Annotated in this window: 25 protein-coding genes; 19 read left to right on the top strand and 6 right to left on the bottom strand. The window is 68.0% G+C overall.

The window, feature by feature from the left end:
- Positions 1-3 precede the first annotated feature (3 nt).
- The 10 genes from ACIBKY_RS03810 (at position 4) to ACIBKY_RS03765 (ending at position 9327) form a co-directional block, all read left to right on the top strand.
- Positions 4-258, top strand: coding sequence for a hypothetical protein (locus tag ACIBKY_RS03810; protein ID WP_397094156.1), 255 nt, complete (start codon positions 4-6; stop codon positions 256-258).
- A gap of 211 nt (positions 259-469) precedes the next feature.
- Positions 470-931, top strand: coding sequence for an IPT/TIG domain-containing protein (locus ACIBKY_RS03805; protein ID WP_397095439.1), 462 nt, complete (start codon positions 470-472; stop codon positions 929-931).
- A 28-nt stretch (positions 932-959) separates the two neighbouring features.
- On the top strand, positions 960-2642 hold the full coding sequence (locus tag ACIBKY_RS03800; RefSeq protein WP_397094154.1) for a hypothetical protein: 1683 nt from the start codon (positions 960-962) through the stop codon (positions 2640-2642).
- Between the two features lie 113 nt (positions 2643-2755).
- Positions 2756-2935, top strand: a complete 180-nt coding sequence (locus ACIBKY_RS03795; protein WP_397094153.1) for a hypothetical protein — start codon at positions 2756-2758, stop codon at positions 2933-2935.
- Positions 2936-3106: 171 nt separating this feature from the next.
- Positions 3107-4243 carry a hypothetical protein gene (locus tag ACIBKY_RS03790; RefSeq protein WP_397094152.1) on the top strand — a complete coding sequence of 379 codons (1137 nt, stop codon included), beginning with the start codon at positions 3107-3109 and terminating at the stop codon, positions 4241-4243.
- Between the two features lie 64 nt (positions 4244-4307).
- Positions 4308-6290 (top strand): 2'-5' RNA ligase family protein, encoded by a 1983-nt coding sequence (locus ACIBKY_RS03785; protein ID WP_397094150.1) that lies wholly within the window; start codon positions 4308-4310, stop codon positions 6288-6290.
- Positions 6287-6634, top strand: a complete 348-nt coding sequence (locus ACIBKY_RS03780) for a hypothetical protein (protein ID WP_397094148.1) — start codon at positions 6287-6289, stop codon at positions 6632-6634. The genes ACIBKY_RS03785 and ACIBKY_RS03780 overlap by 4 nt, the downstream gene beginning before the upstream one ends.
- A 165-nt stretch (positions 6635-6799) precedes the next feature.
- Complete coding sequence (locus ACIBKY_RS03775; RefSeq protein WP_397094147.1) at positions 6800-8131, top strand: phage major capsid protein; 1332 nt, start codon at positions 6800-6802, stop codon at positions 8129-8131.
- A 207-nt stretch (positions 8132-8338) separates the two neighbouring features.
- Positions 8339-8821, top strand: coding sequence for a helix-turn-helix domain-containing protein (locus ACIBKY_RS03770; protein ID WP_397094146.1), 483 nt, complete (start codon positions 8339-8341; stop codon positions 8819-8821).
- A gap of 50 nt (positions 8822-8871) precedes the next feature.
- On the top strand, positions 8872-9327 hold the full coding sequence (locus ACIBKY_RS03765; RefSeq protein WP_397094144.1) for a hypothetical protein: 456 nt from the start codon (positions 8872-8874) through the stop codon (positions 9325-9327).
- Between the two features lie 540 nt (positions 9328-9867).
- Here ACIBKY_RS03765 and ACIBKY_RS03760 read toward each other — a convergent pair.
- The gene (locus ACIBKY_RS03760) at positions 9868-12153 is read right to left on the bottom strand and encodes a DNA translocase FtsK (RefSeq protein ID WP_397094143.1); all 2286 of its coding nucleotides are present in this window, start codon (positions 12151-12153) and stop codon (positions 9868-9870) included.
- 179 nt (positions 12154-12332) lie between these two features.
- Positions 12333-13802, bottom strand: a complete 1470-nt coding sequence (locus ACIBKY_RS03755) for a 3'-5' exonuclease (RefSeq protein ID WP_397094142.1) — start codon at positions 13800-13802, stop codon at positions 12333-12335.
- 475 nt (positions 13803-14277) lie between these two features.
- On the opposite strand from ACIBKY_RS03755, the gene ACIBKY_RS03750 reads away from it, so the two are divergent.
- The 3 genes from ACIBKY_RS03750 (at position 14278) to ACIBKY_RS03740 (ending at position 15567) form a co-directional block, all read left to right on the top strand.
- The gene (locus ACIBKY_RS03750) at positions 14278-14499 is read left to right on the top strand and encodes a hypothetical protein (protein WP_397094141.1); all 222 of its coding nucleotides are present in this window, start codon (positions 14278-14280) and stop codon (positions 14497-14499) included.
- 121 nt (positions 14500-14620) lie between these two features.
- Positions 14621-15241: a hypothetical protein gene (locus tag ACIBKY_RS03745; protein ID WP_397094140.1), complete on the top strand. Its 621-nt coding sequence runs from the start codon at positions 14621-14623 to the stop codon at positions 15239-15241.
- Positions 15232-15567 (top strand): hypothetical protein, encoded by a 336-nt coding sequence (locus ACIBKY_RS03740; RefSeq protein ID WP_397094138.1) that lies wholly within the window; start codon positions 15232-15234, stop codon positions 15565-15567. The genes ACIBKY_RS03745 and ACIBKY_RS03740 overlap by 10 nt, the downstream gene beginning before the upstream one ends.
- A 4-nt stretch (positions 15568-15571) precedes the next feature.
- On the opposite strand, the gene ACIBKY_RS03735 is transcribed toward ACIBKY_RS03740, so the two are convergent.
- Positions 15572-15847: a hypothetical protein gene (locus ACIBKY_RS03735; RefSeq protein ID WP_397094137.1), complete on the bottom strand. Its 276-nt coding sequence runs from the start codon at positions 15845-15847 to the stop codon at positions 15572-15574.
- Between the two features lie 467 nt (positions 15848-16314).
- On the opposite strand from ACIBKY_RS03735, the gene ACIBKY_RS03730 reads away from it, so the two are divergent.
- Complete coding sequence (locus ACIBKY_RS03730; protein WP_397094135.1) at positions 16315-17052, top strand: HAD family hydrolase; 738 nt, start codon at positions 16315-16317, stop codon at positions 17050-17052.
- Here the strand turns inward: ACIBKY_RS03730 and ACIBKY_RS03725 are convergent.
- On the bottom strand, positions 17009-17830 hold the full coding sequence (locus tag ACIBKY_RS03725) for a helix-turn-helix domain-containing protein (RefSeq protein WP_397094133.1): 822 nt from the start codon (positions 17828-17830) through the stop codon (positions 17009-17011). The two genes, ACIBKY_RS03730 and ACIBKY_RS03725, sit on opposite strands and share 44 nt — an antisense overlap.
- 162 nt (positions 17831-17992) lie before the next feature.
- Between ACIBKY_RS03725 and ACIBKY_RS03720 the strand changes: the two genes are divergently transcribed.
- The gene (locus tag ACIBKY_RS03720) at positions 17993-18139 is read left to right on the top strand and encodes a hypothetical protein (RefSeq protein WP_397094131.1); all 147 of its coding nucleotides are present in this window, start codon (positions 17993-17995) and stop codon (positions 18137-18139) included.
- Positions 18140-18246: 107 nt separating this feature from the next.
- Here ACIBKY_RS03720 and ACIBKY_RS03715 read toward each other — a convergent pair whose 3' ends face one another.
- Positions 18247-18864, bottom strand: coding sequence for a 2'-5' RNA ligase family protein (locus tag ACIBKY_RS03715; protein WP_397094130.1), 618 nt, complete (start codon positions 18862-18864; stop codon positions 18247-18249).
- 12 nt (positions 18865-18876) lie between these two features.
- Positions 18877-20256, bottom strand: coding sequence for a helix-turn-helix transcriptional regulator (locus ACIBKY_RS03710; RefSeq protein WP_397094129.1), 1380 nt, complete (start codon positions 20254-20256; stop codon positions 18877-18879).
- 335 nt (positions 20257-20591) lie between these two features.
- Between ACIBKY_RS03710 and ACIBKY_RS03705 the strand changes: the two genes are divergently transcribed.
- The 4 genes from ACIBKY_RS03705 (at position 20592) to ACIBKY_RS03690 (ending at position 23932) form a co-directional block, all read left to right on the top strand.
- Positions 20592-21512, top strand: coding sequence for an SAM-dependent methyltransferase (locus ACIBKY_RS03705; protein WP_397094128.1), 921 nt, complete (start codon positions 20592-20594; stop codon positions 21510-21512).
- Between the two features lie 73 nt (positions 21513-21585).
- A complete protein-coding gene (locus ACIBKY_RS03700) occupies positions 21586-22014 on the top strand; it encodes a hypothetical protein (RefSeq protein WP_397094127.1) in 429 nt (142 codons plus the stop codon).
- Between the two features lie 444 nt (positions 22015-22458).
- Positions 22459-23679, top strand: coding sequence for a methyltransferase, FxLD system (fxlM, locus tag ACIBKY_RS03695; protein WP_397094126.1), 1221 nt, complete (start codon positions 22459-22461; stop codon positions 23677-23679).
- An 82-nt stretch (positions 23680-23761) separates the two neighbouring features.
- A complete protein-coding gene (locus ACIBKY_RS03690) occupies positions 23762-23932 on the top strand; it encodes an FxLD family lanthipeptide (RefSeq protein ID WP_397094125.1) in 171 nt (56 codons plus the stop codon).
- Positions 23933-23998 lie beyond the last annotated feature (66 nt).

The following is a 23998-nucleotide window of genomic DNA, read 5'->3' as shown; positions in this document are numbered from 1 at the left end:
CCCATGGATCGCATCGTGGAGGGATACCTCGACGGCGTCTACTACGCCGTCACGGTTGGCGAGGTCCGGCCGGGCGCGGCCGCGTCGGTAGGCGTTACATCGGGGTCGGTGCAGGCGTGCCGACTCCTGGAGTTCCGGAACGGGATGGCGTTGCCGGACTCCGGCAACAGGCTCGATGTGAACGACCCCGAGGCGGTCATTGCTGCGCTCCAGGAACTGACCCATGTCATCTCCGTCCGGCCTGCTGGGACGCAGTGATCGGAGCAAGACGCTAGGCCCGACAGCCCGGCATTGTGCCGGGCGTGCGGGGGTTGGGGTGGCGGTTCGGGCTCGCCATAGGGATCGCGATAGGGCTGATTGTGGGGTTGGCCCTGTTGCTGATCAGCGCGCCTGAACCGCCACCCGCAGACATGTACTTCAACGACGGCCCTCCGCTTCTGGCCACCAGCATCAGGGGGATGCCGTGACGATGTACCGCGCCAATGGCACGCAGATCAACAAGACCACCGCCGCGACCCTGGTCACCAACGTGCCGGTGACCGATCCGCTCGTGAAGGTCAGCGAGCGCATCTACGAGGGTGTGCGGGCCGAGGGGGCGAACTTCCCGAATGTGCGGCGGCGGCTCAAGTTCGCGGCCGGCCAGGTGATCCGCCAGTCGGAGTTGAACGCGTGCTTCCCGGCGCCAGCGATCACCAACGTGTCCCCGGCTGCCGGGCCGGCGGCGGGCGGCACCTTGGTCACCATCAAGTGCGCCAACGCGACTCCCGGCGCCACCGTCACCTTCGGCGGTACTGCCGCGACCAGCATCACCGTCATCAACGAGACCACCATCACCTGCCGGACGCCCGCCAAGGCGGCCGGGGCAGCGGACGTGGTCGTCACAAACGACTCGGCGGCCGCGACCGCAACCGGCGGCTTCACGTACGCCTGACCAGCCGACAAGACGGGAGCCTGCCCTCGTGGCCGTGTGGCACTGGAGCCGGTTCGGTGTGCAGTACAAGGCCGCCGTCCTGGATGTGAAGACGTTCGACCCCGATCAGCCGCGAGGCTGGCACGGCAGGTGGATCCGGATCGGCAGCGTCGTGCGGCTCCACGGTGGAGGCCGGGCGACCGTCGTGGACAGCGTCGGCGACTGGTATCGGGTCCGTCACAACAGCGGGCATGTGTCTCGCGTCCACAGCAGGCAGATCGCTGAGGTGGTGAGCTCGCCGCCCCGCCCCCGCAACGACGAGCGCCTCCCGCCCACGAGGGTTCAGCCAGGCCGAGCCGCGAACGCCGCGGACCTGGCGGCGCTGGATGAGCGGCTGTGGGACGGCCTCGATCCCGCCGGACGTCGCAAGTTGACCGAGCTGGACGCCCGAGATCACGACCTGTTCATGCGAAACCGGGCGCTCGCCAAGCGGCAGATCAGCCAGGACCTAACCCGCCGGATCGAGCACGTTGACGACCGCTACGTGCTCGACGAGCCCGTCCGGGCAGCGCTCGGCCGGCTCCGATCGGGAGAGGCCGTCATGGTGCGCTCTCCGACCCCTTACGTGGCGCTTCACCAGCAGCCCAACTCACCGGACCTACCCAACGAACTGGCCGACTGGCACTACCAGGAGATCCTTCCCGAGGAATTCGAAGACGCCCAGCAATCGATGGACATGAGCGAGTTCGAGGTCATCGACGCCGACCGCTACCGCGCCATACACAGGGAACAAGCGGTGGCCGGCCTGGTCAACGCGTGGGCGTTCAATGCCGTCGCACCCAGATCGTTGGCCCTTCAGCTTGTGGCCCGGGACATGTTCGGCCTCGACAGCACGACGCTGGACGGCGTTGACAACGACAGGCTGGTGATGGCGGAGGAGATCCTGGAGCGCGTGCGCCCATTCGTGGAAGCGTTCGTGCGTGCCCAGTACGACGCCACGCAGGAATGGCTGCGCGACGCCGGCGCCATACACGTGCACGTCCAGCGCGGCATGGTCTGGAACATCCTGGATGTCGAGCAGGGCCCGCCGGATTGGGCGCGGTCCGGGCGAGGGTCGAGCGAGTTCGAGGCCGAGGTGCCACTGCGGCCGCTCTCCTCCTTCACGTTGTCGCCGTTCACCGCACAGGAGTTCGTGGGGCAGGAAGGCGATCCCGATTGGGGCCTGCAGCACGGTGTGGTTTTGGATGGCACAGTCCCCGCAGAGCGCATCTTCGCGCTTCCGCGCACGGGCATCGGCTGTCTCGATGAGTGGGAGGCGGTGATTCTGGGCGGCGCCGACCGCTGGCGCGTCACCGCGCGCGTGGGCAAGTACCGCTACTACCTTCAGCACCTGATTGACACGGCGGACAGCCGGTACGAGCAGGTCGTCGCCATCGAGTTGGCTCGTAGCATGGACATGATGGAGCTCATCCCGGACTCCTGGATCACCGGGCGCAAGGCCCTTCCTATCGGAGGCACACCTGTGGGGGCGCGACCGCGACGCAAGCGCGTGTGGGATGTGTGGAACGGCGGTCGGCTCGCCACCGATCTGGAGACGTGCGTCCGCGCGTCCGGCATGAGTCGTGAGGAGACTGCCCGGGACCTTCTGGCCCGGCAGCATGAGGTGGATGTCCCTGCTGAGTTGCTGGAGGAGTGCAGGCGCGTGGTGGGCGATGCCGACGCCGAAACCTAGATAGACGACACTAAAGATACTTCGGTATATTTGGTTGGATTGAGCGCCCAGAGTGGGCGCTCGTGTCGTCGCGAAGGGAGACCATAGCCATGTCCACACCTACCATGACTCTCGTGGAAGACAGGACCCCGCCGCAGCGACCGCATCCCGACCGTCTGGCCCGTGAGCAGGCGTATGGCCGGCTCCGTCTCGACTGGCTGACTGCACACCCGGGCGCTGACGACGATGCCATGCTCGACGATCCCGACTTCGTCCGCCAGATGAACATCATCGACGGCCGCAGCGAGAGCTGACGCTAAGCCCGCCCGCCGAAGATCATCCGGCGGGTGGGTCGGAAACCAGGCGGCGACTGGCAGCCGCGAGGATGGCACGGGCGCTGGATCGAGATCGGCGACCGTGTACGGCTAGTCGGGTTCGGCCGGACGGGGACCGTGCGCGGTGCTGACCCGCGGCGAGGCGTCACCGTGCGATGGGACGACGGAAACACCACGAACGTCGCCTCCTACCGGCTCAAGGTGGTCGAGGACTCCTCGTACACGCCGCCACGCAGCGTCCCCGAAGCCGACCCGTCCGCCACTCCTGCCGGGGCAGCCGCCTACTTCGCCCGCCCGGGGCATCCTGGCGACGCGTGGGTGCGCTTCGACGAGAACGGCGATCTCGATGGCTGGATCCGCTACAACCGGCAGGACCCTTCCACGATCAGCCGCTATCGGGAAGTCTTCAACGACCCTGCTTGGCGCCGAGACGTGGACGCACTGGGGTTACGAGAAGCTCCCCCGCCCGGCGAGAAGGGGCGTCCTGCCCGGCAGTCTCTGGACGACCTGATCCCTGAGTCCGAAGACGACGTGCTCGATCGAGCCGAGGAGATCCAGGACGCGTTCCGGGAAGAACTCGAAGGCCGCGAGTATGCCGGGTTCGGCGTCGTCCTCGACATGGCGGAACCCACCTATTCGTCACAGTACGGCGGCGTCGTCACCGTGGATGGTGTGATCTTCAAGAACGGCGAGAAGGCTGGCCAGACTACTCGGATCTTCCACCGGGACCGAGATGGCAGCCTGTGGGTGTCGCACGACTACCTCGAATTGGACAGCAAACACCAGGGCCGGGGCTTCGCCGGCGCCTGGAACGGCCACCTCGAACGCTGGTACCGGGAATCCGGGCTGGAACGTATCGAGATTTCGCCCGGCCTGGAGGCGGGCGGCTACGTGTGGGCCATGGACGGCTACATGTGGCGAGACGCCTCTCAGGCTGGCCCCTTCGTCATGGCCACGCCCCACAACGAGTATCGGCTGAAGACCATCCCACGACTCATGGCGGAGATCCAACGCCTGGAGGCGCTGCTAGCCGCCAACCGGAACGGCGAGATCCCTAACGAGTACCGGCTTAGCGACGAAGCCCTGGCGCGAGAACTGGCCGAGTTGGACGAGGCACGCACGCTCCTTGAGCGGTTCCGGCTTCCGTTCGAGCACCAGGCGTACCCACAGCCCCGTGACGTGGCGCAAATCGGGTGGAAGCCCGGACGCGACCGCAAGAGCGACCCGTGGCTCGGCCTCCGAATCATGGCTGGCAGCTATTGGCAGGGCGTGAAGTGGCTGACGTGATCGTGACCGGACGCTAACGAGCCTGCACAGACACCCTGCACCGCAGCCGATCAGGGAGGTCGCGGTGCCAACGCAGGAGCTCGAACGCAAGTCGGCTGGTGGGCTGTCCGCCGGCGTCGTCAATGCCCAGGACGAAGGTGTCGTCGAGGCGCTCGTGTCGGTCACGAACGTCGTGGACAATGTCGGCGATTTGATCCTGCCCGGGGCGTACGCGGACACGCTAGCGACGCGGACTCCCAAGGGCTTCTACAACCACGACGACAAGGTGTGGGTGGCCCGCACCGAGGTCGTGGAGGAACTGCTTCCGGGAGACCCGCGGCTCCTGACGATGGCCGCCGAGGCGAAGATCGCGTGGCCGGCCGAGGCAGGCGCACTCTACGTCAAGGCCCGTTTCAACCTGGAGACCGACGATGGGGCGAAGGCGTTCTCCAACGTCAAGTTCTACGGCAGGGAACAAGAGTGGAGCATCGGCTACCGGGTGCCGAGAGGCGGCGCGACTCGCGACGCCAAGGGCATCAGGCGGATCCGGCGGCTCGACCTGTTCGAGTACTCCCCGGTGGCGTTCGGTGCCAGCTCACAAACCGTCACCCTGTCGGTGAAGTCGGCCCTGGCTGACGACGACCTGCCCGGCCGGATCGCGAACTGCTTGCGCGAGGGCGCCCCGCGGGAGGTCAAGCGGGACCTGGTCCGGCAAGCGCGCGACGCTGGCCGGCTCGGCATGCTGCCCCTGGACTGGCGTGAAGGGATGGACGCCGCGGCCGCGCTGGAGGACCTGGCAGCAGCTGCCGGCGTGGAGGTGAAGGCGGACCGCGCAGAAGCAGGAGCCGGCGTCATGGTGGCGTTCATGCTGCCCGCCGAGGTGGCCGAGCAGCTCGCCGTACCGGATGGAGTGCCCGCAGACGAACTGCACATCACGTTGGCCTACCTGGGCAAGGAGCTCAGCGAGGACGACCTCGCCACCGTGGCCGACGTCGTCAGCGCGGTCGCGACAGATTCGCCGCCGCTGGCCGGCGTCGTGGGCGGGATCGGCGCGTTCCCCGCCAATAATGACGGCGTTCCAGTGATCGTGCCGGTGGACGTGCCCGGACTTGAGGTGCTGCGTCAGCATCTGGTGGACCGGCTGGCCGAGGCCGGGATCTCGGTGGCGTCGAATCACGGCTACACCCCGCATGTCACCCTCACCTATGTTCCGGAGGGTGAGGCGGTGGCGTTGCCGGAACCGGTGCCCGCTCAGCAGGTCGCGTTCAGCGAAGTGTCCGTGGCGCGGGGCAGCGAAGCGACACCGTTCCCGCTCGGCAGCGCTGAGCCCGCGGGAGAGGAGCCGGGATGGCACGACGGCGGAGACGGTTGGGACGACCTCCTCGACGCTGACGCTCCCGACGTCGAGCAGGGTGAGGAGACGAAGGACGCCCATCTGGACGCGGCCCGTGCGATGGGGTTCCCCGTTCCCGTGAGCCTGGAGGAGGTGCGCGAACGGCTCCGCCAGGCGGCCGCTGGCTGGGCGCGCGAAGCTGGGTTCACCGGGTGGGCAAATCTGGTGGCGACGTTCGCTGACGTCGCGTTCGTGTGCGTGCACGACGGCGCCGACATAGAGCACGTCTTCCAGGTGCCGTACGACGTCGCCCCGGACGGCCAGGTGACGATCGGTGCACCCGTACCGGCCGAGGTGACGATGACCGGTGCGCCCACCGAGGACGCCCTCGTCGCCGTGTTGGAGGAGACGATGGCCGCGGTCAAGCACATTGGCGCCGGTCTGGAGACGAAGGCGGGCCGGGTGCTGTCGTCTGCGACGGCGAAGGACCTCCGCCGGGCGGTCGCTTCGCTGCTGGCGGTATTTCGGCGGGCGGGGATCGACATCTCCGACCCGGTCGAGCAGAACGAGCGGCAGTTCGACGAGGAGGAGGTGTTGCCGGACGAGCCGACCGTCCGACCGGACTCCACCGCCCCCAGCGCGTTGCCGACCGAGATGAAAGCCCTGACGGCGGAGATGCTGGCGGAGGCCGCCGAGATCGCCGCGGTGGCGGTGCTGCTGGCGGTGGAGGCGTGAGGCGGCGACAGCGCAGCCCGCAGCATGGCTGCACCCGCTGCGAGAGCCTGGAACGGGCCGTGGCCGACGCGCAGCAGGCTCAAGCGGAAGCTGAGCTCACAGCGCACCAGGCGTGCGCGGAGAAGCACCACGCTTGGCAGCACGTGGACAGGCTGACCCGACGCCTGACCGCGATCGACGCAGATCAGCTACGTGGCGAGCGTGATGACCTCCTGCTGGAGAACGCGTCCCTCCGCGCTCGGCTCGCGCTCGGCGACCGGTCGGAGCTCGCGAGGGCCAGGGAGACGATCGCCTGCCTGGATGCCCGGCTTGCAGCCGCCGAGCGTGGCGCCGTCGCCCCCTGACCGCCTCGGGCGCAGCACGCCGAGGGGGGCCGCGCACGGTCACTGCATTGGACGCTGACGCAAACCCTGCCTCCCCGCTTTCCTCCCTCTTGATCGTCTGACGTCCCGGTGCTGACCGGGCGGCGCGACCGCAAAGTCAATCCGTGTCAGCATCAAGGGGGAGCCGTGACCACGGCTACGAGCGACATCAACACGCGCATCAAGGAACTGACCACCGCGCTGGAGCAGAAGTCCCAGCGGCTCAACGCCATCTCCAACACGATCACTGACGAGACCGGCAAGGGCCACATGGTCATCTCGCCGGAAGCGCACGCCGACTATCAGAAGACTCTGGGCGAGGCGCGCGAGATCAAGGCGCTGCTCCTGGAGCAGAAGGAGCACCGGGACATCGAGCGGTTCCTCGACGAGCCGAACGAGCCCAGCTACGCGGCGCACGACGCCGCGGCCGTCGCGCACGGCAAGCAGTACAAGTCCCTCAGCGAGGCATTCCTCGGCAGCGACGCCTACGCCGAGATGAAGTCCGGGAGCTTCCGGCAGCTCGGCCAGGTGGCCGAGTTCGAGCAGGGCCTGTACTCGTTCGAGCGCAAGGACATCTTCTCCTTGAGCGCCGGCACGCACACCACACCCGCCTTCGGCACCGCGGAGAACGTCGGCCTCGCCGAGCGTCAGCGCAGGCCCGGCCGAGTCCGCGACCTTTTCCCGTCCGAGCAGACCCAGTCCAACATCCTGTACGGCATCAGGCAGATCGGGTTCACCAACAACGCCCGCCGGGTGCCCGAGCGCGAGCAGCCGAACGGCGGCCCGGCGCTCGGCAACGACACGGACGTGTTCGGTAAGGCCCCGAAGTCCAAGCTGTCGTTCATCCCGTACACGGCGCCGATCGTCGAACTCGCCCACACCGTCCACATCCACAAGAACACGCTGGCCGACGAGTCGCGCATCCGCGGCATCATCGACCGCGACCTCGTGGACGGGCTCAAGCTGAAGGAGGACGAGGAGATCCTCTACGGCGCGGGCAACGGCGACGAGATCACGGGCCTGTTCAACATCCCCGGCGCCCAGGAGTACACGGGTCTCGTCGCGGACGCGAAGTACAAGAGCCTCCAGCTCCGCCGCTCCGCCACGATGGCCATCCTGGCGTTCTTCGAGCCCAACGGTGTCGTCCTGCACCCGTTCGACTGGGAAGAGATCGAGACGGAGCGGGACGAGCACGGCCAGTACCTGATCGCCGTCAGCATCGCCGTGGGTGGCGAGAAGCGCGTGTGGCGGATGCGGGTCGTGGACACCGCCGCCATCACGCAGGGCACGTTCCTTACATGCTCCTTCGGGTACGGCGCCAAGCTCTTCGACAGGGAGGCTGTCTCCGTGCAGGCGAGCACGGAGACGGGCGAGGCGTTCGAGCGCGGGTACGTGGTCCTGAGGGGTTCCGAGCGGATCGGCCTGGCGGTGGACCGTCCCGAGTCGCTGGTGCTGGGCACGTTCGCGCCCGCCCCGTAACCGGGCGAGGGCGCATCGGGAGAGGACACTAGGGGGCCTCTCCCGACATGCTCCCCGGCATGATCTCGACGCGAAGCGATCTGGACGTCCGCCGGCCCCGCTCCACTGAACGACGTCAGTACCGGACCGGCGCCGTGTTCGACGTCTGCCGGGGTGCCGAACGCCTGCCGCAGGAGGCCGTTACCGAGCCCTGCCGCGGAGGTGCCGATGCGTAGGCGCCTTCAGCCGCAAGCCCTGGCCGACGCCTACCAGGCCGGCGCCTCTGTCCGGGATCTCGCCCAACAGCACGGTGTGTCCCACACGACCATCCACCGCAGGCTCAAGGGCCGAGTGGTCATGCGCAAGGTGGGCGGACCGGTCGGGTTCCAGAGCCCCCTAGAGGTACAGGAAGCGGTGGCTGCGGCGTACGCGAACGACTTGCCGATGGCCGACATCGTGGACCAGTTCGGAGTGTGCGACGAAACCGTGCGCCGGATCGCGGACGCCGCAGGGATCCCTCGCCGGAAGCCGGGCGGCCGCACACGCCTAGACCACGTGCAGATCGCGGATCTGGCCGACCTTGGGTGGCCACCTGATGCGATTGCGGAGCTCGTTCAGTCCAGCCCCTCCTACATCCGGTTGATCCTGGCCGGACTTCCCGCCGAGGACGATCAGAACTCGGGAGCAGACGCTAACACCGCAGGTGAATGACACTGCCCTGCATGTCATCGCCCTCTCAGACCAAACGGACAGGCATCAACGTGGACGAGGCCGCCGCCCTCTACAAGCAGGGATGGACGCTCCGGAGGATCGCGGTCCAACAGCGGTGCTCCTTCCAGCGGCTCTCCACGCTCCTGCGCGAGCGCACAGACGTCGAGATGCGCACCAGTTCGCATCCACGCGCGCTGCGCCTGACGCCCGTCAAACAGGCGGCGATCCGGGATGCGGTGGCCCGCGGGATGAACCAGTCCGAGATCGGTCGTCTGGTAGGCGTCACCCCTTCCACCGTCGCACGGCTGGCCGAGCGGGAGGGGCTTAACCTCTTCAAGGGGAAACGGCTGTCATGGGACGTGGATCGGGCTCGTCGGTTGCGGGCCGACAATGTCCCCTACACCCGCATCGCGAGTCAGGTCGGAGTGGCCGCCATGACGGTGTGGCGCAAGCTCAACCCTGCTGACTCGACCGCCCGCACCACGAGAGGTGCGAGCGATCAGTAGTGGCTACGCTCCTGTGCTGCTCACGGCTCGATCAACGAGTTGAGCCACCTAGCGGTTGAACCGAACGCGGCCCCTCCAGCAATGACCGCCGCTGGGGCAGGGGCTCCCGCCCAGATGGCCAGTGCGCCGACGCCTACACCCACGGCCTTGCTGGCGAAGAAGATCACTGCCCATCTTAGAGGGAGCCGCGGGTCGTTGGAGTTTCGCCTGTCGCGTGCGGTTGATGCGGATGCTGCTTGAGGTTGTGCCGACACTTCGACGTCCTTTCCTGCTGCGGAAATGCCTTCAGTCATGCGCAGATGCGCTTCCGGTTATGGCAGCCAGGAAGCTACTGGGGCGATCTTGGCGATTTCGAGCGATCTCCACGAAAGAGTTGACAGGAAACGGGCGAGACCGTTCCGTTATCTGTCGAGCACCAGTCAGGAGAAGCGACGCCACAAGGTGTGATGAAATCCCCGCGCCATCGTGCACAGCAGCTCACCGCAGCATCGTTGTGATATAGATCACTGCTGTCTCAAGACAGCTTTGTGGCGATTCTGCTCAAGCATTGATCCGCCGCAGTTCGGCCACAAGGTCATCAAGTCCATTCGCGGAGACCAGCACCGTTCGCCCCTTGGAACTCACGCTCGGGCCCACAACGCGGCGGGATTCGAGCAGGTCCATGAGCCGTCCAGCTTTGGCGAAGCCGATGCGGAGTTTGCGCTGGAGCATCGAAGTGGATCCGACCTGGCTGGTGACCACGAGATCGGCTGCCTGGATGAGCAGATCAAGGTCATCGCCGATGTCATCGTTCCGATGCTGGCGGACCGGCGCGACGATGTCTTCGCGATATTCAGCCTGCATCTGCCCCTTGCAGTGCTCGACGATCGCCGCGATCTCCTTCTCGGAGACGAACGCGTTCTGGATGCGGATGGGCTTGCTCGCGCCCATCGGCAGGAACAGCGCGTCGCCCTGGCCGACGAGCTTGTCGGCGCCGGGCTGGTCGAGGATGACCCGCGAGTCGGTGAGGCTGGAGACGGCGAAGGCGAGCCTGGAGGGCACGTTGGCCTTGATCAGGCCGGTCACGACGTCCACGGAGGGCCGCTGGGTGGCGATCACCAGGTGGATGCCGGCCGCGCGGGCGAGCTGGGTGATGCGGACGATGGAGTCCTCGACGTCGCGCGGAGCGACCATCATCAGGTCGGCCAGCTCGTCCACGATCACCAGCAGGTACGGGTAGGGCTGGTAGACGCGCTCGCTGCCCGGCGGCGGCTTGAGCTGGCCCGCCCGCACGGCCTTGTTGAACTCGTCCACGTGCCGGAAACCGCTGGCCGCCAGGTCGTCGTAGCGGCGGTCCATCTCGCCCACGACCCAGTCGAGGGCCTCCGCGGCCTTCTTCGGGTTGGTGATGATCGGGGTGATCAGGTGGGGGATGCCCTCGTAGACGCTGAGTTCCACCCGCTTGGGGTCCACGAGCACCATGCGGACCTCGTCCGGGGTGGCGCGCATGAGGATGCTGGTGATCAGCCCGTTCACGCAGATGGACTTGCCGGCGCCGGTGGCGCCCGCGATGAGCAGGTGCGGCATCTTGGCGAGGTTGGCGACGATCGTGCGCCCCTCGACGTCCTTGCCGAGCCCGACGATCATCGGGTGGTGGTCGGCCTGCGCCACCTGTGCCCGCAGCACGTCGCCGAGCGCGACGAGGTCCTTGTCCGCGTTGGGAATCTCGACGCCGATCGCGCTCTTGCCGGGGATCGGGGACAGGATCCGTACGTCCTCGGATTTGACCGCGTAGGCGATGTTCTTGGTGAGCGCGGTGACCTTCTCAACCTTCACTGCCGGGCCGAGCTCGATCTCATATCGGGTGACGGTCGGCCCGCGGGTGAAGCCGATCACCTGCGCGTCGATCGAGAATTGGGTCAGGACGCTGGTCAGCGCGTTGACGACGACCGCGTTGGCCTTGGTCTGCGGTCTGGGCGAGGGTCCGGCCTGAAGTGTGTCGAGGCGCGGCAGTACGTAGGAGCTTGGCTCGCGAATGGAGACGGGAACCAGCTCGTGAACAGGAGCGACTTCGAGGGTGCTGTCGTCGGGCGCTGGTACAGCGGCGAGATTCGGCGCAGTAGCGGTTGGCTCGACGTCGGCACGGAAAGGTGGCATGACCGTGCTGGTCGCTGTCCTTGCCCCGGCTGGGCGGGCGGGGGTGGATTGCTCGTTGTCCTCGGCGGCGGGGATAGGGCAGCGCGCGTGAGCGCGTTCGCGTACGCGAACGCGGCGGAGGCCGTCCCTGACGAGCCGTGGGACGGTGTGGAGCGGGACGCCGGTGATGAGCAGCAGCCCGAACGCGGCCAAGATCAGCAGGATCACGACGGCCACGGGAACGGGCAGCACCAGGGCCGGCAGCGCAGACAGCAGCCAGCCGACAACGCCGCCAGCGGCCGCGACAGCGTCCCAGCTTCCACCATCTCCGATCGGGGCGGGCCTGCCCTGAACGATGTGGAAGGTGGAGAGCAGCGAAGCCGCGATAAGGCACCAGCCGGTGACGGTCCGGCCGGGTGAGGTCTTGGAGCGGAGCAGCCGCCAGGCGACAACTCCGCCGAGGACCGGTAGCGGCCAGGCGCCTACTCCGATCACAGAGCGGATGACGACGTCCGTGACGGCGGCGATGCGTCCGTCCGCAAGTCGCCAGACTATGGCGGCCAGGACGATCGAGACGGCGAGGATAGCCAAGGCGGCCCCGTCACGTTGCTGTGCTTCATCCAGCCCCTTAGCTCCGCGCGCGGCCGCGCCGAAGGCCTTCGCGATGAGCTTCCATGCTTTGGTGGGCACGGTGACGAGCAGCTTGTTCAAGGCCCATCCGATTGGGTCCTTGGACGCCGAGGGGCGGCGTGTGTGTGCGGCTCGTTTGGCCCTGGCGGTGGTTCGGGAGCGGGCGCCAGTCCGGGAACGTTTCTTGGTGACCACGAGGTCCTCCGTGGGGTGCAGGTGGGCCCGCGCCCTCAGATCGGGGCGCGGACGGACACGTGGGGCTAGGCGGCGGAGCGCAGATGCCGTGCGGGCGTATGGACGACAGCGCCGAGCGGGCCGGGGTCTAGATGGCGCTTAGCGCGAGTGACGGCCACGTAGTTGAGGCGCTTCTCCTCGGCCTCGAACTGCTTGTCCTCTTCGGGAACGCGAGCGTCCGAGCCGACCTGGACGGTGTCCCACTCGCCGCCCTTGGCGCAGTGAATGGTGGAGATCGTCACGTCAGGGTTGGTGACGTCCTGATACTTGTCGGCCACTGCCAGGAGTTCATCCGCGCCGTGCTCGTTGATCAGCTTGACGAACGTGGCGAGGTCGCCGCCGTCCGCTTCCTCTTCGGCGTACGACTGCACCTGGCTCCAGGATTGGAAGCCGATCAGTTCGGCGAGTTCGACGGGACGTCCCTGCTGAAGCGCTTGTGCGGCCCTGGCCATGTCCCTGATGGGCTTGAAGCCCTTGAGCAACATCGGGACTTGCCCGGCCTTGTGGATGTTCATCACGTGGACCATCGCTTCGGCGTTGGTCCGGGTGAGCACGGCGTCGGCGTCCGCCGCCTTGACCGGGCCGAGGGTGGAGGTGATGCCGGGGTTGCCGCGCAACCGGAGGGGGGTGCCGACCATGGCGAGCCAGAGGTTGGCCAGGTCTGCGATGGCCTGGCCGAACCGCCACGACTGGGAGAGCGTGAGGCGCACGTCGGCGTCGATCTGACCGAGGGCGTTGATCGCGCCGTTCCACTCGTTGATCTGCTGGGCCGAGTCTCCGAGGGCAATGATCTGAACGCCCGACGCCTGCTGGAGGTCCACATAGACGGACCGCATGACTGGGGATACGTCCTGGGCTTCGTCGAGGATGACTACGTCGTAACCGAGGCTTGGGTTGGCCATGCGCAGGCGGGCGAGCTGGAACGTCTTGAGATACACGTCGCCGGTCCAGGTGATGTTGCCATGGGGTGAGCGGATATCGGCGCGGTAGGCGTCGATGTAGTCGCGCATTCTTCTGCGGTAGAGCGGGAGCAGGCCGTCGTGCAGGCCGTGCGGGACGGGGATGTGCTCGTCCTGCACCCCGAGGGTGTCGCTCTTGCAATAGCGGATGATCGCCTCCTTGGCGATCGTGCCGATCTGTGCGGGCGAGAACTTGCGGTCGCCGACGATGAGCGGCTGGGTGATACCGAGAATTTGAGCGATGCGCCACCCGGGCTGACGAGGGCCGCTGAGGCGGGTGCGGTGGGTCTGAGGAACGGCACGGTAGGCCGCGGAGTGGACAGTGGCGCAGGTGACGTTGCCGGGCATCGTGCCCTTGGCATCCTCGATCACCGACTTGTTGAACGCGGTGTAGAGGATGCGCTTGCCCGTGAGGGCCTTGGCGAGGGCACGGGCGGTGCTGCTCTTACCGCAGCCTGCGCCCGCTTCGACGACGAGGTCCTTGCCGTGGCCGCCAGCTTCGACGATGGCGTGCTGCTCGTCGGTCAGGTGCTGCACGTGGGTGTTCCTTCCGATGGCGGACACCGTTCCGCGCCGCTCGCATCGCAGTGTCACATCCAGACATTAGCAATTATCTTTAACGACGTCTATAGGCGCCATTTGCATCGATGGAGCGGGCGCGGACGGTAGGAGCCGCCGCGACCTACTGTCCGCCCCTGATCCAGGCCGCCGGTCTGGAGACAACGCGTTGACTCTGGAGGCGGGAATGCCACCCCGAACCCGAAAGCAGCCAGTAGCCGATCCCCCGGCCGATGAGACCCCCAAGGTTCCGGCGCCCGAGCCCGCCGACCCGGCACCGCTCACCCCTCCCGATGAGCCGGATGTGCCCAGTGAGGCGGACACGGCGGACGACGAACCGACCACCGACGCGGCCCCACTGGCGCCGCCCGCACAGCGGAAGGCCGAACCGGAGGTCAAGCAGGATCCGATGACCCCTCCTCCACCGCCCCCTGCTGTGGGCCAGGAGGGCACGTTGGACCTGCGCTGGAGCAACGGTGATCGGGTGACGGACGCGGACGAGCTGTTTGACGATCCGGGCCCCCGCTACACCCACATGGTCGTGAAGCGGCGGGTTCTCGAACGGCACCACTACGCCGGCGCTTCCACGCCGACCAACCGCCTGCTCTACCCAGTGGGCGCGAAGGTGCCGCGATCGGAGGCGGACCGTATCCGCCGTGAACTGTCATCCTCCTGATCGCGTGATCGGGGGGACTCGGCGGCGTACTGGTGGGGTGTGGGCGTCCAGACGGTGGGGGACCCGGTGCCCACACTCCTCCAGGACGCCGCCGAGCCGTTTCTACCGTGAGGAGCCGAAGGTGAGCGCTGACGAACTGCTGGCCGTCTCTCCGGAGACGGTCGCCGTGCGCGCAGGGCTGAAGCTCCCCTTGACCGAGGAGCAGCGCGAGACGGTCGCTGAGGCGATCGGGGACGCCTTCGGCGATGTCGCCGCCTACCTCGGACGGCCGCCTCTGCCGGTCACCCTGGTCCAACGCGGCGCCCACGGTAACGGCCGCGGCGGCTGGCAGCTCGCTCACGACCCGGTGATCGAGGTGCTTTCCACCGCAGCGGAGACGGGCGTGAACGGCGAGCTCACCGGCCTCTACACGATCACCTACCGGGCAGGCCTCAACCCGGCGGAGAATCCGGTGTACGGCAAGGCGCTCGGGCGATACATTTCCGCGTGTGCGGCCGCGCACCCGATGGTGCGGCGCGTCGTGCAGTCCGACGCCCCGGACGCACGCCTGATCAAACAGGCCAATGTCGAGGGCCAGGGCGTCACCTGGGAGGACGTGAGCGGCGGCGCGGCCGGCTCGGGCGCTGCTGGAGCGCCACCCAGCCTGGACAGTCTGACGCGATGGCGGCGCCGCGGCGTCAACCAGCAGCCCGGGATCGCCCCGCACCCGCTGGAGATCACCTGGCGGTGGCCATGGCCGTGATGCTCGCGACGACCCAGTTCTCGGTACGGCGCGCGACCATGACCACGGACGCGCACGGCATCCGCTCGGCGTCCGGCTGGGCACCGGCCGATAAGGCGCGGCTGGGACGGATCGTGGTGGAGCCGTCCGAGGATGGCGAGCGCGACGGTCCGGGCGTGTGGGTGCTCGGCGTGGATCCGGCGGAGTGGCCGCTGCGCGCCCGTGACCTCGTGGTCGAGCCGTCCACGGGCAGGGAATGGCTGGTGATCACAGCCGGGCGGCGTTCCCACGCGGTCGCACCGTCCGTGGACTGGCTCCGTGTGGAAGCCTCGCTCCGCCCGACGTGACCGGCTACCGGCGGCGGGCCATGACGAGCGACCCCGCCAAGCTGAGGAAGTGCAAGCCGGGGGTGTCGTTGGCGCCGAATTCTGCTTCGGCGATGCGGGGGAAGACGACCTCCACGACAGCCTTCACCTTGGACCCGCGGACGTGAGTGGGCAGGGCGCGGGTCGCGGCCGCGATCACGCCGGGCATGATGACGCTCTGGCACTCGCAGTTGATCCTCTGGTGGAGAGGCAGGCTGGGATCGCGAGGACGGTCGGCCAGATCCACGGCCGTAAGCGTCACCCACCTGCCTCCAACCGCGCCCGATCGGCGGCGATCATCGCCCGCTCCGCGGGTGTACTCCGTCTTCGGAAGCTGGTAGGGGACGTTCGCAGGGATCGTCTGACCATCAGCGTGCCGGTGTGACGGCCGAGCTTCAGCTCCGTTGGTTGCCACCCACCGTTTCGCGTCGGGAGCCCGGTTCTTGGCCTCGTCCGCCACTGCTTCGGTAATCCGCTCGACCTTGTCCCGGATCGCTCCAGCGGCGAGGCGCCTCGTCAGATCTGGTGCGATGCGTGCCTTTGTCCGTGCCATGAGCCCCAATGGTGGGTCTTCCAGCCCGGTTGCGTCTCCACCGGACGTCCGCCGCAGCAGGGTAGGGGCCTTTGATCCCAACGATGAGACGCAGGCCGCGGACCGATCCGATAGAGGGCGCACAGATGGTCGTGCTGGCTACGATGTGAGCTCCTCTGACTGATCGGAGATGCCCCGTGGATGCGGCCGTTCCTGCTGTCCTGGTGTTGTGGGATGTCGATCACACCCTTATCGAGAACGCTGGGGTGAGCAAGGAGACTTATGCCGGGGCGTTTGAGATTCTCGCCGGGTATCCAGCCGAGCACCGCGCGGAAACGGATGGCCGAACGGATCTGGAGATCATGACGAACCTCCTCTCCCGGCATGGGATCGAGGCGGCTCCATCTCATCTGGCGAGGCTGCCCGAGGCGTTGGAGGCTTCACTTACCTCGCGCCGTCAGCGCTTGCGCGAGAGAGGCCACGCTCTGCCAGGCGCGAGCGAGGCGATCACCTCTCTGGGCCGCGTCCCGGGCGTGATCCAGTCCGTACTGACCGGCAACATCCAGCCGAATGCGTTCGTCAAGGTTGAGGCCTTCGACCTGCATCACGGACTCGACTTCGAGATTGGCGGGTACGGCTCAGACGACATCGTGCGCGCCAACCTCGTGGAAGTCGCACGGAAGCGAGCCCGCGCCAAGTATCAGGTTGAACTGCTTTCCTCCACGACGATCCTGATCGGTGACACGGTCCGCGATATCCAGGCGGCTCTCAACGGCGGCGCCGTTGCCATTGGGGTCGCGACCGGGCCCAACACCGTGGAGGAACTGCTGGCAGAAGGAGCCGAGACAGCGCTCCACGATCTGACTGACGCGGACGCTCTGGTACGCGCGGTCACCGCTGTTCAAGCGCGGGCGACTGCTGCAGAGCGGCTGTAGAACTGTCCGCGAGCAGTGCCTGCCTCTGCCGATGGAAGTTGGATTCCTGGATGGGGTAGGCGGTCTCCCACACCCGTTCGAAGCTGCGAATGTAGGTGTCGAAGAAGTCTCCACCCTCGACCCGCCGCAGGTGCAGGATAGGCGCGATGTAGCCGTACGCGCCGTAGATGTGCTGGTTGATCAGCATCTCGTCGTCATACCGGAAGATCGAGTTGTACAACGATGTGCGGTGCAGCCGGAACTCGATGCCGGGGATATCGACCAGAGGGCTGTAGTAGGCCAATGCCATCCGGATCCGGCCAGGGATGGCGTCGTAGAGCTGCTCTTCTACGCCGCGCAACGCCATCTCGGGTGTATCGGGATCACCCATCATGATCCGCACAGAAGCGCCAGCGGCGGCCTTGTTCATCAACATAGCGACGGACTCTGGGTTGTCCTCGGGCAGGAACAGACTGGCGTTGGCGAACAGCCAGATGCGGCCTGTCGCCTGGGTGAGCAGGTCCAGCCAGAGCTCACGTGGGGTCGCGGAGCGGTGCGGGTAGAGCCGCACGATCTCCGTTTCGGCCGCGGTGGCAGGATCCACCGCCAGGTCCGGCCACAGGTACGCAAGAGGCGTGCCGAGGGCCTGGGCCGCCTGGTGCGCCGTCGATCGGCGCGGAACGACACCCCTCGTGATCCACCGTTGGACACTCTTGGGGTCCAAGCCGAGATGCAACGCGAGCGATTCCTCCGTGAAGGAACTGGCCCGTAGCGTGGCACGCAAGCGTTCATTGGCCATAGGCAGTATCCCGGGGGGCGTTCGGGGACGTTGGTGATCCCACGCTAGTTCTCCGAACGCCCCGCGAACAAGGTGGTTACGTCCACAGCACCGGAGTTTCATCTGAACTTGAGTGGCGCGGCGCCTCGCCCGCGCCAGTCCTACAGCGCAGAGGAAGCTCCAATGGATGATCACGGTCTGGTCGAGTTCCCGGATTGGGAGGTCTCGGTCTCGGGCGAAGTGTGGCGGGCCCAGCAGGGTGATCGAAGCGTGGAGGCGACCTCTCTCACCGAGTTGCGGGAGCGTGTGCGCCTGGAAGCGGCGAGCTGATGGGGCGGCGTGGTGGGGTGGGGCCTTTGCCTTCTTGGCCGCCCCGATGTCGGGAGGTTTCGGGACCTGCGTGCCTTTCGTGTCCTGTCGTGGTCCGTAGGGCCGCATCAGGACTTGAGAGAGACGGAGCCGAACGGCTCCCACTCGTACATCCGGTTGTCACGGCCCAGGACGATCAACTCTGCGGTCTCGACGCGTGTGGTCACGGGAGCAGCTTCGACCCTGGCCAGGGCGTCGGCGATCGGCTGGGCAGGGCCCTCGGCGTTGCTGTAGGCGATCGACACGTGGGCGGCGAACCCGTCCTCGGGTTCGGGGACGGTCGGCCACACGTCGGCGATGGCTCGGCGGATCGCGGCGCGCACGGCGGCTGCCGGTTCCTGGGGCTGGGCCTCCCAGCGGATGGCCTCCGAGGTGATGCCGGGCCGGTCGAGGGTGAGGTCGAACGCCGGAACCTCAGCGAGGCGTTCACGGGCGGCGTGGACGATGGCGCGCACCTCGTCTTCGGGGATCTCGTCGGTGAAGCCAATTCCCTGCATGGTCAGGTGCAGCCAGCGGTCGGGGATCAGGTCCAGCCCCGGCAGGCCGGCCAGTGCTCGTCGGTACGTTTCGGCGAGCTGATGGACGTCGCCGGCATGCTGAAAGGTCAGGTGCCAGGTGTAGAAGCGGCGTCCGACGCTCCATCCGGGCCGCCACCACCAGTGATCTGCCATCCGCTGTTGGCTCATACTCACCTTTCGTCAGACCGGATCGGCGTCGTTGCCGGGGGCAAGAGCCAACGTACGGGGCAGGGCGTTGAGGTGCCATGCCTCGATCTCTGTCTGGAGGCTTCGGCCGGGACTGCTGCCGCCCAGCGGGGAGCGGGCCAGGATGAGGGCCAGTTCGCGCAGGCGGCGGGTGACGGTGTCGAGACGGCGTTCGGGCGGCAGCGCCAGGACGGGACGCAGCGCTTCGACGGCGCCGTCCGGCTGGTCGAGGTCCAGGTGCGCGAAGCCCTGCGAGATGCGGACCTGGGCGAGGGTGCCGTAGGGCTGCGGGTGGGGGTCGGCGAGGGCGGTCTCGGATTCGCGCAGCGCGGCGGCGGAGTCGCCGATGCGTGGCAGGACGGCGGCGTTGTAGTTGGAGCGGCGGAAGTCGAGGCAGGTGAACAGGCCGCCGATGTCGTCGATGCCCGTCATGCGGTTGCGGGCTTCGGCGGCGCGGTTGAGCGCATCCCGGGCTTCCCGGGTGGCGCCGAGCGTGGACCATGCGTCGGCTTCTTGCAACGCCAGCAGGATGGGCACGCTGCCTTGGGCGCCGTATTCGGCGCCGCGGCGGGCGTAGCCGATCGCGTCGCGCTTGTTGCCGCTCCAGAAGGCGATCTTGCTGCGGGTGGACAGCACCCAGGCGCGCAGGTCGTCGTGGCCGGCCAGTTCGGCGCACAGCCATGCGGCGCGGCCTTGGGTCTCGGCGTCGCGCAGTTGGCCCAGGTCGGAGCTGATCCAGGCCAGCAGGGTGCACAGGTAGCCGGCGGCGGCGTACAGGTCGGCGCTCTGGCGCGGGTACTGGCGGCCTTCTGTCAGCTTGAAGACCCGATCGCGCAGGCTTCGCACGCTCACAAAGACTGTCAGCGGGTCGCCGGTCAGGTAGTCGCGCGACAGCGCGCGGATGTCGGCCAGGAGTTGTTCGAGTGCGATGTCGCCGACGTTGGAGGTCTCCGCCCAGGCGGCCCAGGTAGCCGACTCCTCGGCGACCTGATGGACGAGCACCACGGTGGAGGGTGCGATGTCAGGCTCCGCCGGCGACGTCGAGTCGGCCACGCTCGGCGGGGCGGAGGAAGCCGGGCTGGTGAGCCGCCGTACGTCGGCGGCGGGCAGCGCCTGGCGGTCCTCCCAGTCGAGCAGATCCGCCGGAGTGCAGCCGAAGATGTCGGCCAGGACGTCGAGGACGCGCATGGTGGGGCGTCGGCCTCCGCTGCGCGGCCATTTCTCCCATTTGGCCACGAGCGATGCGTCGGCGGCGAGTGCGTCGCCCGGCCGGGCCGTGGCCCGCGTGGTGATGCGGTCGGCGACCTGTTCAAGGGTCCAGCCGTGGGCGTGGCGCCATGCTTCGCGCGGGCGCATCGCCCATCGGGCTCGCATCTCTGTGGCGATGTCGGCGCGGCTGCATTCCAGCGCCAGCATTTCCTGACGCAGTGCCTCGCGTTGGGCCCGTGAGCCCGGTTTGGAGGGTTTGTCCATGTGCTGCTCCCGCACCTGCCGGCATCAATGCCCACGGTAACTGCGACCTCCGGGCGTCGCCGGACCCGCGCCCTGGGGCGGCGTCCAAATCCTGCCCGTCGTCCCGCTGTTTGCGCAGCTCACGCCCAGTCAAGGGTGTCCAGAAAACTTGGCCATTACTGTCCGTGACGATGTTGCCGCTGATTGAGATCGTTGGCGCACGCCGTCACCCCGCTTCCATGAGGAGTCGTCAGCTCATGGCTGATCAATCCACGTCTCAGGGCAGGAGCCCGCAGCCCGCGCCCGTCGCCGACCAGGTGATGGACGCGGACCCGCCGCTTGATCACGGGAGCACCGCAGAAGCGGAACCGCTTGCCGATGAGGCTCTCGTCGGGCCGGAGACGTACAAAGCGCCCATCGCCGGCTTCTACGACGTAGCGTCGGGCGGCGGCAAGCAGGCCCTGTCCGATGCGCGCGAGGCCTACCAGGAGGTCGTCGGCCTGGTGCCGAAGCTCGGAGAGGCAGCGCGCGCCAACGCCGACTTTGTCCTGCGCGCGGTGGCGGTGGCCGCCGCCGACGCCAGGATCACACAGTTCCTCGACCTCGGCTGTGGATTCCCCCGCCAGGACAGGCAGACGGTCTACAGCATCGCGCGCCGGTACCGGCCGGATGCGCGCGTCGCCTATGTGGACAACGACCCGGTGGTGGCCTGCCACGGCCGGGCCCTGCTGGATCGGCCCGGGAGCGCGTGGACTGTCCAAGCCGATGTCCGTGACGTCCGCAAGGTGCTGGAGGAGGCCGGCAAGCATCTGGACCTCGCGCGGCCGACCGGTGTGATCATGGCTGCACTGGTGCACTTCTGGCCCGACCACGATGACCCGTACAGCATCGTGGACGCCTACCTGGAGGCGTTCCGGTCGGGCCTGTTGATCTTCACGCACGCGTCCGCTGATGGGCTGTCGTTCAGAGACCGTGCGAAGGCGGTGCACGCCTACGCACGGATCGCACCGCTCTACCTGCGCAGCGAGGCAGCGATCGGCAGTTTCATGGACGGGCTCACCGTTTGGGAGCCGGGGCTGGTCGAGGCGTCCACCTGGCGGCCCGACACCCCGATCGCTGGCGACGTGGGGGAAGCGCACTTCCTGGCCGCGGTTGCGGAGTTCGGCCGATCCGCATGATCCCCGCATCGCACGCCGCCTGCTCCCCGGTGCCGATGACCGGCGACGGAGCCCCCTGCTGATGATCGTTTGGTTGGAGACGTTGACCATGGCGCACCCCGCGCTCGCACCCGTTCACCCCACGCCGGGCCTCTGGTTCGAGATGAAGCTGGTGTGGCGCAGGAAACACATCGCCTTCTACCAGGGGCCTCACCTCGTGGAGCCGTTGATGGCCGGTGACCTCGACACGTTGCGTGCGGCAGAGGTCCTGATCGAGTGGGGGCTCACCGCAGACCCCTGGCCGAGCACGGCGCACTTCTGTGATGAGCCGGTTCCCGGCGCCGGCCGCCCCGGTCCGCGTGCGCTGCCCAGAGCCGGCGGCCACGATCACGATGATCGGCGCCTCCGTCCCGCCTGCCGAAGCGACGATGCAGGCGGTGGCGGTCTGCGGGATACCGCGGGCGCGGTAGGTCGTGATCGTGGCCGCCTCATGCCTCAGCAGCGGACGGCGGGTTCGTCGTGACAGGCCCCCAGTCTGAGGCGGGGGCGGCATCATCGCCTGCCTACGACCGCGTGGTCCGCGTCGATTTCGAGGTCGCACCGGGCGAGGACGCCCGCATGTCCGCGCTCAAAGGACTGGGTGAGGCCAGCCGGCAGCTCGTCAGCGACCTTCGCCAGGAGGGTCTTGAGGTCTCGGCCCGCGACTTCGAGATCTTCTACGCCACGATGTCCGGCAAAATCTGCTGCGTCGAGGAGGCCTGTAGGGGTACTGCCTACCTCCGCGTGCGGACCAGGTGCCAGACGACCAGGAGTTGCGGCGCATTGCCTGGCCCCGACGTGAGTTCAGGTCATCCGGTTGAGCCTGCCGCCCTGCTCGCAGCCTTCGCCGCATCCTTTCCATCAGAAGTCCCACGCCCGCCGTGGGCGTGACCGTCCCTATCCCACACGAGCTGACCAGGAGGTGGGCGTGACCGAACGCCCGGCAACACCAGACACCACCCGCGCGGACGCCGTAGGGCTGCGCGAAGCGATGGTCACCGAGCTGCGCCACCACGGCGCGATCGCCACTGATCGGGTGGCGGCCGCCCTGTCCGCGGTGCCTCGGCATGAGTTCGCGCTCGGCGAGACGCTGGAGGCCGCCTACGCCGCGGACAGGGCGCTGGTGACGAAACGGGACGAGCACGGCGCCGCGATCAGCTCGCTGTCGGCCGCGCACATCCAGGCGGTGATGCTGGAACAGGCAGCCGTCGAGCCCGGCATGCGGGTGCTGGAGATCGGCTCCGGCGGCTACAACGCCGCCCTGCTCGCCGAGCTCGTCGGCCCGGCCGGGAAGGTGGTCTCGGTGGATATCGATCCCGAGATCACCGAGCGGGCCCGCGCCTGCCTAGACGCATCCGGATACGCCCGTGTCGAGGTGGTGACGGCCGACGCCGAGCACGGCGTGCCCGATGCCGCCCCCTACGACCGGATCATCGTGACGGTCGGCGCGTGGGACATCCCGCCGGCGTGGATCGACCAGCTCGCCAAGGACGGCCGGCTCGTCGTCCCGCTGCGGCTGCGCGGGCTGACCCGCTCGATCGCGTTCGACCGAGTGGATGAGGCGCTGCTCAGCGACAGTTACCGGCTGGCCGGGTTTGTCCCCATGCAGGGCCAGGGCGCCTTCGCCGAGCGGCTGGTCCGGCTGGAGGACGGGGTGGGGCTGCGCATCGACGACGACTCCCAGCGTTTCGACGTCGGCGTGCTGCGCGAGGCGCTGCGGACGCCGCCGATCGAGGTGTGGACCGGCGCCGCCTACGACCTGCCGGACGAGCTGGAGCTGTATCTGATGACGCGGCTGCGGCATCCGGCGATGCTGCACGTCGGCCAGGAGCACATCGACAGCGGCCGATTCAACCCGGCGGCCGGGCGCGGGGTGGCCGCGCTGATCCACGCGGGCAGCCTCGCCTACCGCATCAAGCGGGACAACCCGGCCACCGCCAGCGGCTACGAATCCGGCGTCATCGCGCACGGCCCGGCGGCGCAGGAGGCCGCCGAGCAGTACGCGGAGCTGCTGCGCCGCTGGGCGGACCATCACCGGCGCCGGGGCGCGGCCACCATCACCTACCTGCCGGGCGGCGCCGGGGTCCTGGCGCCCGGCCAGGGAGTGGTGATCAAGAAGCACGGAGCGCTCGCGACCTCGTGGGACTGAACTCGGCTGCTTCCCCTTCAGCGTCGCGGCACACGGCCGCGGCACACCCACCATCGCCCCCTTTGTGGACAGGAGGTTTCCTGTGTCTACCCAACTCGCTCTATCCGCCCCGGACACCGACACCGGTATCGCGGACTGGGAGTTCGACGTCGCCATCGTCGAAGCCGGCCCGGAGGCGGACCGGCTCATCCGGATGACCGACGACGGGTGCGGCCAGACGTGCGCATCGGCCTGCCCCAACACCTGCAAATAGCCAGGGCGCCGATGGTGCGTCCCTGACCCCTCCAACCCAACCGTCCCCGGGGCGCCCGGCCTGGCC

Source organism: Nonomuraea sp. NPDC050394 (genome assembly GCF_044459065.1).
In the GTDB taxonomy this organism is placed as follows: domain Bacteria; phylum Actinomycetota; class Actinomycetes; order Streptosporangiales; family Streptosporangiaceae; genus Nonomuraea.
This window is presented reverse-complemented; position numbering and strand designations above follow the sequence as displayed.